A 10266-nucleotide genomic window follows, 5' to 3' on the forward strand; every position below is an offset into this window, starting at 1 on the left:
CGATCGTCGGATCCGCCTCGGCAGGGGCATTGACGAAGGACACGAACCGCGACAGCTTCTCCTCGTCGTCGAGCACGGCGGCCCATTCGTCGCGGCTTCGCCACATGCGCTTCGAGGGCTGACAGCAGACGCGGGCCGAACCCTTTATGGGCCTCGCTGAACTCGGCACCGAGAAGGTGACCCATCCAATGGATTGAGCCCGATCCGGATCGGAACCGGGTGGTGACGCCGGTACCGGACCATGCGCTGCGTAGTGCGGGGTGCGTTCGCGGGGATCTCTCGTTTTGTCCGGATGGTCGCATCCGTGTGGGGTGGGGCCCGCCCGGTTCTGGAGCGACCAGAGGGAGGGAGCGCAGCGACCGACCGCCGGGAGTGAAGAACCGGGTTAATAGGGCCCCACCCTCGAGCGGCGGAGCCGCTCCAAAATCACAGCCCGACCCTTCACGGAGGCGTCGATCCGAACCCCCCTTCACGGTGGGGTTGCTTCAACCCACCTCCCGACCCTTCGCGGAGGGTCGATCCAAACCCCCTTCACGGTGGGGCCGCTCCAACCCACCTCCCCCACCCTTGAGGGAGAGGTCGATCCAACCCCCCTTCCCGGAGGGGCCGTTTCAACCCACCTCCCCACCCATCGCCGAGGAGCCGCGCCAATATTTCAGCTCAGGTGTTCGTCGATTACCGCGCAGACGGCTTCGGCGAAGTCGCCGACGGCGTCGTTGCCGAGGCAGCGGGCGTCTTCCGCCACTCCGGCCCAGCGGTTGAGCAGGGCGTCGGAGCGGGGGACCGACAGGCCGTGTTCGCGGGCGGCGGCGATGCGGGCGTGGTCGGCGGGCAGGAACCAGTAGGTGCTCATCCAGGCCCAGATGAGGCGGGCCTCGAGGATTTTGTCCGCCAGCAGGTCGTCGTCGGCGAGCGCAGGCCAAACTCCGACGACCTCGGCCCGCCAGGCTTCCACCATCTGCGCGGCGCGTTCCCGGGACAGCTCGATATCGCACAGGCATCCGGGGAAGGACACCAGCGCGTAGGCGATATCGAGGGTGGCGTCGCGGTAGCCGCCCCATTCGTAGTCGAGGATGCGGGCGCCCTCGTCGTTGATGATCACGTTGTCGGGGCACAGGTCCGAGGGGCTGAAGGCCCGGAACCGGCCGCCGGAGAAGAGTCGCGCGCCGTGGGCGATCTGCTCGGTGACCTCGTCGGGCACTTCGAGCCCGAATTCGCGCCGCAGCAGGCCGGGTACCTCGGCGACGGCGGCTTCGGCCTGCTGGGCGATACCGTCGACGCGGTGGGCGACGTCGACGCGGCGCAACAGGGCCACGAAATCGGGTTCGCGGCCGATGGTCGCGGCGTGCATCCGGCCCAGGGCCTGCGCGAACGCCATCATGGCGTTGCGGGTGGCCGGTTCGGCGCCGGAGCGCAGCACATCGGTGAGCCGGGTGTTGTCCCCGAGATCGCTGAGCACCAGCAACCGGTCGGGCAGGCTGTGCGCGATCAGGTAGGCGCCGGGCCGTTCGCCGCGGCTGAGCGCGGTGGTGAACTGGTAGGACACCGCTTCCCGCAGGAACGCGGAGTCGACACTGGCGACACCGGGGGTGATCGTCACATTCTTGGGGTCCGCGACGGAGCCCCGCACCTGCTTGATGATCAGCGTGCGTGGTAGGGAGAAGGCGTTCTCGGCGACCCGTACACGTAGGACAGTCGTCCGTCCGCTTCCGCTGAGTTCGACGGGATCACTCAGCTTCACCGGAGCACCCATTCGCTTTGTGAGCAACTGTTGCGCTGCGGATACGACTTCGGTGGCTCGTTCGGCCAGTAGTGCAGTCATCGCATCTCAAGTTACTCGCATTCGGTCACTTCTAGCGAGCGGTTACACAACCTTTCCGTGTCGTCCGGCGTGTCAGACGTGTTCTCCGGCGCGCACCCGGCCTGCTTGACACCGCTGTACGGGTCGGGTTTTCTCGATCTGAACTGCTGTGCGCCACACCGGAAACCAGTTGAGTCGAAAGGTATGCCAGCGTGACCGACACACCGCGTTCCACCTCGGACTCCCCCGGAACCCCGGACACGCCAGGCAACCCACCCGCTCCCGGTGGCGAGCCGGTGTCCCCGCGCGTGACCACGCCGTCCGGGTCACCGCCGTCACAGGGTGGCGGCCCGGCGGAGTCCGGCGCGACACCGCAGCAGGCCGCGCCGGCGGTCGGCCTCGGGAAATCCGTTCCGGGCAGCGCCCCCGACGGCCGGAGCACCGCACCCAGCGACCCCACCCAGATAGAGACGGAACCCGGGCAACCGGCCGGCGGCCAACCGGTCTACGGGCCTCCGGGTACCGGGACGGACCCGAACTCCGCCACCGGCGCGGACGCACCGGTCTACGGGTATCAAGCCGTGGGTACCGGCATTCCCGGTCACCTCGATATCGGGCATGCGCTGAGCTACGGCGTGGAGAAGTTCCGGCTCAACCCCGGCCCGTGGGTCGCGGTGACCTCTCTCGGTGTGATCATCTATCTGGCCTTCTACGCGATCGTCCAGCTCTTCGAGCCGACGTCGGCGCTCCCGCTGATACTGCTGTTCGCGGGCGTGATGGCCGGATTGTGGGTGCTGCAGGCGGCGCTGGTCCGCGGCGCGCTGTACGAAACCGACGGCTACCGGCCGGGCTTCGGGTCGTATTTCTATGTCGGCAGTCTCGGCAATGCCTTCCTGACCGCGCTGCTCGCCTTCCTGGCCACCACGCTCGCCTCGGCCCTGTGCCTGGTTCCCGGCATCCTGGTGGGTATCGGCTGTATGTTCTCGCTGCATTTCGCGGTGGAACAGGGGCAGACGCCGGTGGAGGCGATCAAATCCAGCTTCCTGCTGGTGCTGCGTGACCCGGGCCGGGTGCTGCTGCTGGTGCTGACCGTGCTGGTGGTTACTCTGCTCGGGCTGCTGGCCTGCGGTTTCGGCCTGCTGGCCGCCGGGCCGGTGGCGGCGATCGCGGTCACCTACGCGTATCGCACGCTCACCGGCGGGCCTATCTCACCGGTGTAGCGGGGTCAGACGGCGCCGCCCTTGCCCGCCGCCTGCACCGCACCGTTTCCGGCGGCCTTGGCCTCGCTCTCGGACTTCGGAGCCGCGTCCAGACCGGCTTCTTTGCGCTGCTGCGCGGTGATCGGGGCGGGCGCGTCGGTGAGCGGGTCGACGCCGCCGCCGGTTTTCGGGAACGCGATCACCTCGCGGATCGAATCGAGCCCGGCCAGCAGCGCCACGATGCGATCCCAGCCGAACGCGATTCCGCCGTGCGGCGGCGCGCCGAACGCGAACGCGTCGAGCAGGAAGCCGAACTTCTCCTGGGCTTCCTCCTCGCTGATCCCCATCACCTGGAAAACGCGTTCCTGCACGTCTTTGCGGTGGATACGGATACTGCCGCCGCCGATCTCGTTGCCGTTGCAGACGATGTCGTAGGCGTAGGCCAGCGCGCTGCCGGGGTCGGTATCGAAGGTGTCGATCGATTCCGGTTTCGGCGAGGTGAAGGCGTGGTGCACCGCCGTCCACGCCGAATACCCCAGCGCCACATCACCGCTGGCGGTGGCATCGGCAGCCGGCTCGAACAGCGGCGCGTCCACGATCCAGACGAATGACCAGGCGCTCTCGTCGATCAGTCCGACCCGGTGCGCGATTTCCGAGCGCGCGGCGCCGAGCAGCGCGCGCTGCGCCTTGGCCGGACCGGCCGCGAAGAACACGCAGTCCCCCGGTTCGGCGCCGACATGGGCCGCGAGTCCGGCGCGCTCGGCGTCGCTGAGGTTCTTGGCCACCGGACCGGTGAGGGCGCCGTCCTCGCCGACCAGCACATAGGCCAGCCCCTTCGCACCGCGCTGTTTGGCCCAGTCCTGCCAGGCGTCGAGCTGACGCCGGGGCTGGGCCGCGCCGCCGGGCATCACCACCGCGCCGACGTAGGGCGCCTGGAACACCCGGAACGGGGTTTCGGCGAAGTAGTCCGTGCACTCGGTGATCTCCACTCCGAAGCGCAGATCGGGTTTATCGCTGCCGAATCGGCGCATCGCCTCGGCATAGGTCATATGCGGGATCGGGGTGGGGATCCGATAGCCGATGAGGTCCCACAGTGCCACCAGGATGTCCTCGGCCAGCAGGATCACGTCCTCCTGGCGCACGAAGCTCATCTCGAGGTCGAGCTGGGTGAACTCGGGCTGCCGGTCGGCCCGGAAGTCCTCGTCGCGGTAGCAGCGCGCGATCTGGAAGTACCGTTCGATACCGCCCACCATGAGTAGCTGTTTGAACAGCTGCGGGCTCTGCGGCAGCGCGTAGAAGCTACCGGGCTGCAGGCGGGCGGGGACGAGGAAATCGCGCGCGCCCTCGGGGGTGGAGCGGGTGAGCGTCGGGGTTTCGACCTCGATGAATTCGTGGCCGGCCAGCACCGAGCGGGCGGCGGCGTTCACCTTCGACCGCAACCGGATGGCATGGGCCGGTGCCTCGCGGCGCAGGTCCAGGTAGCGGTACCGGAGGCGGGCTTCCTCACCGGGCTGCTCGTCGAGCTGGAACGGCAGGGGGGCGCTCTCGTTGAGCACCTCGAGTTCTTTGACGTTCACCTCCACCGCGCCGGTGGGCAGTTCCGGGTTCTCGTTGCCCTCGGGTCGCTGCTCGATCACGCCGACCACCCGCACGCAGTATTCGGCCCGCAGCCGGTGCGCCTGTTCGGCGGCCGGTCCCTCGCGGAACACCGCCTGGGCCACCCCGGAGGCGTCGCGCAGATCGATGAAGATCACGCCACCGTGGTCACGCCGCCGGGCCACCCAACCGGAAAGGGTAACGGTCTGACCGGCCTGTTCACTTCGCAGTGAACCGGCCAAGTGGGTGCGCAGCACGGGTTTCCTTTCGACGTTCGGAGCACACCGGGACGGCCTCCGGATGCGGTTGCCATCGTAGTGCGCCGCGTCGGGCACCCGGAAACCGATATATTGCGAACAGCCGAGCAAAGCCGTGGCAATCACGTTCACAGACGGGATCGACCATGACCTTCAACGAGCATGTGCAGATCGATCCGGGCCGGGCCTCCTCCGGCGGCGGACCGGGACGCGGCGGGAAACTCGCCCTCGGCGGGGGTGCCGGCGGCCTCGTCGTGCTGGTACTGGCCCTGCTGCTGGGCGGGGATCCGGAGTCGGCACTCGGCCGGTTCACCGGAACCCAGGACCTCCAGCAGGGTGGTTCCGCGACCGCCGGGACACCCGATCACTGCCGCACGGGTGCGGACGCCAACAGATACGTGGACTGCCGCGTGGTCCTCACGGCCCAGAGCCTGGACGCCGTGTGGTCGCAGCAGCTGCCGGAGCAGACCGGGACCACCTACCTTCCGCCCGGTATCCGGCTGTTCACCGGAGCCGTATCCACCGGCTGCGGTTACGCCACCAGCGAGGTGGGCCCGTTCTACTGCCCCTCCGATCGCACCGCCTACTTCGATGTGGGTTTCTTCCAGGAACTCGTCGACCGGTACGGCGCGACCGGCGGCCCGCTCGCCCAGGAGTATGTGGTCGCTCACGAGGTGGGGCACCATATCCAGACCCTGCTCGGCGATATCGGGCGGGCGCAGCAGGACCCGCAGGGCCCGGAATCGGGCGCGGTACGCACCGAACTGCAGGCCGACTGTTACGCGGGGATCTGGGCGCACTACGCCGACCGGACCCCGGCGCCCGGATCGGATACCCCGTTCCTGCGGCCGTTGACCGATACCGATATCCGGGATGCGCTCTCGGCTGCGTCCGCGGTGGGCGACGACCGGATCCAGGCGAGCGCGCAGGGCCGGGTGAACCCGGAGGTGTGGACACACGGAGCGTCGGAGCAGCGGCAGAAGTGGTTCCTCAGCGGCTACCGGACCGGGGAGGTCGCGGCCTGCGACACCTACTCGGCCCCGAATCTGAACAACCCGCCCGGCCTGCGCTGACGGCCGGGCGGGCGGCGCTCAGAACTGGTTGTCGTAGCCGAGGTCCTCGTCGGCGTCCACCGCGCCGATGACCTCCGGCGCCGATTCGCCGAGCGGTCCGGTGAGATCGTCGTTGCCGGTCGGGCTCCGGTAGGCCTCCACGGTGCGCCCGTGTTCCTCGTCGTTGCTGCGTTGCCCCGCCGCAGCGCCGGGTGCGCCGCCCATGAAGGAACTCGCCGGTGAGGTGGCGGTGGCGCCGGGCATCCCGGCGGTGAGGGCGCCCGGTCGCAGCACATTGGTCAGCGGGGTCTGGGTGGCGCCCGGCACTCCGGAGAGAACCGGCGATCCGGGCGAAGCGGGGGTGCCACCGGGCGAACCGGTGGACAACCCCGGACTGCCGGTGGACAGCCCCGGGCTACCCGTGGGGCTGCCCATCGGCGAGTGCACACCCGCGGCCGTCGTCGACGCCGGATCACCCGTGGCCGAACCGAGCATCGATTCCAGGCCCGAGGTATCCGAGGCGACGCTCTGCGCCTGCTGCATGATCGGCTCGCCGATACTCTGCGCCACGTTCTGGGCTGTCTCGGCGGCCTGCTGCCCGTTGACCCCGAGCAACTGCTGCACCATCCCGTTCAGCTCCCCGGTCTTGCCGGCGAGATCACCGCGGGTGATATTGGCGATGCTCACGGCCTGGCCCAGGTGCTGGGTGGCCGAGGCGATGAGCGCGGTCTGCGCGGGCGGGGTCATCACCACCGGCGCCAGGGCGACCGCCTGGCCGAGGAACGACGAGGCGACGGTGGTGAGCTGCGCGTTGCCCTGCTGGACCACGGTGGCCGCGGCCTGGGTCAGCGCCGCGATATCGATACCGCGCTGGCTGGTCTGCATTCCCGAGTTGTTGGCCTCCTGACCGGCGGTCTGCGCGGTCTGCGCGGCCCCGCTCTCCCAGGACTGCCCCATGGCGGACAGGCTGCTCTTGCCCACCCCCATGGCCAGCTCGATGATCTGGGACGACTGGCTCAGGATCGCGGTCGGATCGAGGGCGCCCATGACACCGGTCCCGAAACTGCTCAGCAGATCCTTGATCGGCTGGAAGAGAATGTCGATACCCGGCAGGGCGGGCAGCGCGGCCCCGCTCAGGAGATCCCCCACCGGATCCGACGGCAGCGCCGGGGCGGCCGCGGCGGGAGTGGCGGTCGCGGTGGCGCCTGCGGCAGCCGCGGGCGCACCCGCCCCACCGGCCGCGGCCGCCACCTGACCGAGAACGCCCTCCGCGGCGTCGACCACCGGCGCCGCGGCCTGGTTGACCACCCCGAGCAGGCCCCCGGCCTGCGCCGAGACGTCCTCGGCGGCACCGGACAGGATGTCATGGGCCTGGGCCGGGTCGTTCGGGAAACCGGACAGCCCGGGCGCACCCGCGGGCATAGTGGTGGCCGCGGGGCCGTCGTCGGAGATCCGCTGGGACAGTACGAACTCCGGCGCTTCGACCGGAACCTCGCCGTCCGGGAGCTGGGCCAGCGGCACATCCTGGATCGCCGCACCCGGGTCGGGCACGGTCTGCGCCGCGGCGGCCACCGGGGCCTCGGCGGGCACGGCCTGCTGTAGTTCGGGGGCGATCAGGCCGGCCGAACCGTCGGAGGTGTCGAGCGGCCTCACAGTTCCGCTCCCGCCGCGTCGAGCGCACCGGCGTTTCCACCATCGGTGCCGTCGTAGTTCAACGCGGAGGTGAAGGCCGCCTGGGACAGCTTCTGGTATTTGGCCGACAGATCGTTGATATCGCGCGCCTGCAGAACCTGGGCGGCCGCGAACATGGCCAGATAGTCGGCGCCGATCAATCCGAAAACCGGCGTCATCGCCGCGACCTGCGCCAGGGTGTCGAAATTACCGGCGGCAGCGATCTCGGTACCGATCCCGGCGTTGGTGATGCCGAAGGCTCGTAGCGCTTCGGTCTCCACCGACACATTACTCATCGGGCTCCCCCTGCTTCGTTCCGAACATCTGCGTGACCACCGGGTGGAATTCTTTTCACCGCAAGCGATATGCACCCCTGCGGCTCGCGATGGTCGCTGCCCGAATATAGCCCACCGGGCCTCCCGCGCACGAGGCCGCGCAGAAGGCCGCACCCGGGCGCGGAACTAGAACATGTTGCAAATTAGAACAAGTTCTATATTCTCGTCCCCATGAAGGTCGCGGTGACCGGCGCAGCCGGCTATCTGGGTACGAATCTGCTCCCGCTGCTCGCCGAGCGCGGCGACGAGGTCGTCGCCATCGATCGGGTGGCACCCCGCAACGCCGGCGCGGCCAACGTCACCTGGGTGAGCGCCGATGTGCTCGACCCGGCGTCGATGCGGACCGCGCTCGAGGGGGTGGAGCTGGTGTACCACCTGGTCGCCGTGATCACCCTCGCGGACAAGAACGACCTGGCGTGGCGGGTGAACACCGAAGGTGTGCGGGTGGTTGCCGAAGCCGCGCATGCGGTGGGAGCGCGCCGGTTCGTGCACGCGAGTTCGATCCACGCCTTCGACCAGTACAGCTGCGGCGGGAGCATCGACGAGACCACGCCCCGTTCCACGGACGCGGATCTGCCGGTCTACGACCGCTCCAAATGGGCCGGCGAGATCGAGCTGCGCAAGGTCGTCGAGGCGGGCCTGGACGCGGTGATCTGCAATCCCACCGGCGTCTTCGGCCCCGCCGATCACGGAGCCCCGCTCTCCCGGATCAATCGTTCCCTGCGCGACGCCGCACGCGGCCGGATACCGGCCATGATCGACGGCGGGTTCGATCTGGTCGACGTCCGCGATGTCGCTCGCGGACTCGTCCTGGCCGGTGAACGGGGCCGCACCGGCGAGAATTACCTGCTCGGCGGCGAGATGATCTCCATGCTGGACCTGTGCCGGATGGCCGCCCGGCACGGCGGAAAGCGCGGACCCCGCTTCTCCATCTCACCGAAACTGATATCCGGACTGCTGCCGGTGATGGAACCGATCGGCAAACGCCTCGGCACCGATATCGTCTCCAAGGCGGCCCTGGGCGCGCTGGTTTCGGCACCGCTGGTCGACCGCGCAAAGGCGACCCGGGAACTCGGATACCAACCGCGCCCGACCGACGACACCGTCCGGGATCTGGTGGCCTTCTTCGCCGATCCGCAGGCGCCCCTCTCCGATTTCAGCCCGGCGGCTTGACAGCCCTTAGAACGCGTGTTCGACTGGTCCGGTGCGGTGGCAGAACCAGACCCTGGACGCCGACGACGGCGCACTGCCCGGTCTCGGCCGGGCCGGGTTCGCCCGCACCGTACAGACTCCCGAGTTCGACGGGATCACCTTTCACGAAGTGCTCTGCAAGAGCGCGCTGAACAAGATTCCCGACGAGTCGGACCTCCCCTTCCGCTGGACCGTGAATCCGATGCGGGGCTGTTCGCATGCCTGCCGCTACTGCTTCGCGCGTGGCTCACACGAATATCTGGAACTCGACGCCGGAACCGATTTCGATACCCAGATCGTGGTGAAGACCAATATCGCCGCGGTGCTCCGGCGCGAACTGACCCGGCGATCCTGGCACCGCGAACAGGTCGCGCTGGGCACCAATACCGACCCCTATCAGCGGGCCGAGGGGCGGTACCGGCTGATGCCGGGAATCATCCGCGCCCTCACCGATTCCGGCACCCCGTTCTCCATCCTCACCAAAGGCACGCTGCTGCACCGGGATCTGCCCTTGCTCACGCTCGCCGCGCGCGAAGTACCGGTGCGTATCGGCATTTCGCTGGCGGTACTGGAACCGGACCTGCACCGCGGCCTCGAACCCGGAACCCCCACTCCCCGGGCCCGGCTGGATCTGGTGCGGGCGTGCAGTGACGCCGGGTTCGCGGTGAATGTCATGGTGGCGCCGGTGATTCCCTATCTCACCGACGGTGGGTCCCAGCTCGACGAGCTGTTCACCGAACTCGCCGCGGCCGGCGCGTCGTCGGCGGTGGTCCTGCCACTGCATCTGCGGGGCAGCACCCGCGGCTGGTTCCTCGGCTGGCTGGCCGAGCATCATCCGGCGCTGCTGCGCCGGTACCGCCCGCTGTACCGGCGCGGTGGGCAGGTCGCCCCGGAGTACGCCACATGGCTCCGGGAACGGGTAGATCCGCTGCTGCGTACCCACAACCTCCTCCCGGAGGACCGTGAAGCGCCGCGGACCGAACCGGCCCCCGCACCCGATACCGCGCCCCAGCTCGAGCTGTTCGCCTGACCGCGGCCGCGCCGCCCCCGCACCGCGCGGGTGGTCCCGCCGAGGACCGGGATGCCCGCGGGACACGCCACTTCCTCGGCGAACGCCCCGGAAACCTCCTCGATGGCCACTGCCGCGGCACCGCGTACATCCTG

General features: G+C 69.2%; 8 protein-coding genes. 4 read left to right on the forward strand and 4 right to left on the reverse strand.

What is annotated here, in order from left to right; translation table 11 throughout:
• Window positions 1–655: 655 nt before the first annotated feature.
• A complete protein-coding gene (locus tag AB0F41_RS22510) occupies window positions 656–1822 on the reverse strand; it encodes a kinase (RefSeq protein ID WP_357426813.1) in 1167 nt (388 codons plus the stop codon).
• A 191-nt stretch (window positions 1823–2013) separates the two neighbouring features.
• Between AB0F41_RS22510 and AB0F41_RS22515 the strand changes: the two genes are divergently transcribed.
• Window positions 2014–3021: a hypothetical protein gene (locus AB0F41_RS22515; RefSeq protein WP_357426815.1), complete on the forward strand. Its 1008-nt coding sequence runs from the start codon at window positions 2014–2016 to the stop codon at window positions 3019–3021.
• A 5-nt stretch (window positions 3022–3026) separates the two neighbouring features.
• Here AB0F41_RS22515 and aspS read toward each other — a convergent pair whose 3' ends face one another.
• Window positions 3027–4853 (reverse strand): aspartate--tRNA ligase, encoded by a 1827-nt coding sequence (aspS, locus tag AB0F41_RS22520; RefSeq protein WP_357426817.1) that lies wholly within the window; start codon window positions 4851–4853, stop codon window positions 3027–3029.
• Window positions 4854–4999: 146 nt separating this feature from the next.
• Between aspS and AB0F41_RS22525 the strand changes: the two genes are divergently transcribed.
• Window positions 5000–5926, forward strand: a complete 927-nt coding sequence (locus AB0F41_RS22525; protein WP_357426819.1) for a neutral zinc metallopeptidase — start codon at window positions 5000–5002, stop codon at window positions 5924–5926.
• 18 nt (window positions 5927–5944) lie between these two features.
• Here AB0F41_RS22525 and AB0F41_RS22530 read toward each other — a convergent pair whose 3' ends face one another.
• Together AB0F41_RS22530 and AB0F41_RS22535 are read right to left on the reverse strand one after the other, a co-directional pair.
• Complete coding sequence (locus AB0F41_RS22530) at window positions 5945–7558, reverse strand: hypothetical protein (RefSeq protein WP_357426821.1); 1614 nt, start codon at window positions 7556–7558, stop codon at window positions 5945–5947.
• The gene (locus tag AB0F41_RS22535; protein WP_357426823.1) at window positions 7555–7872 is read right to left on the reverse strand and encodes a type VII secretion target; all 318 of its coding nucleotides are present in this window, start codon (window positions 7870–7872) and stop codon (window positions 7555–7557) included. Before AB0F41_RS22535 ends, AB0F41_RS22530 begins: the two co-directional genes overlap by 4 nt.
• Before the next feature lie 210 nt (window positions 7873–8082).
• On the opposite strand from AB0F41_RS22535, the gene AB0F41_RS22540 reads away from it, so the two are divergent.
• Window positions 8083–9084, forward strand: coding sequence for an NAD-dependent epimerase/dehydratase family protein (locus AB0F41_RS22540; protein ID WP_357426825.1), 1002 nt, complete (start codon window positions 8083–8085; stop codon window positions 9082–9084).
• A 31-nt stretch (window positions 9085–9115) separates the two neighbouring features.
• A complete protein-coding gene (locus tag AB0F41_RS22545) occupies window positions 9116–10132 on the forward strand; it encodes an Rv2578c family radical SAM protein (protein WP_357426827.1) in 1017 nt (338 codons plus the stop codon).
• Window positions 10133–10266 lie beyond the last annotated feature (134 nt).

Source organism: Nocardia sp. NPDC024068 (assembly GCF_040638875.1).
Taxonomy (GTDB): Bacteria; Actinomycetota; Actinomycetes; order Mycobacteriales; family Mycobacteriaceae; genus Nocardia.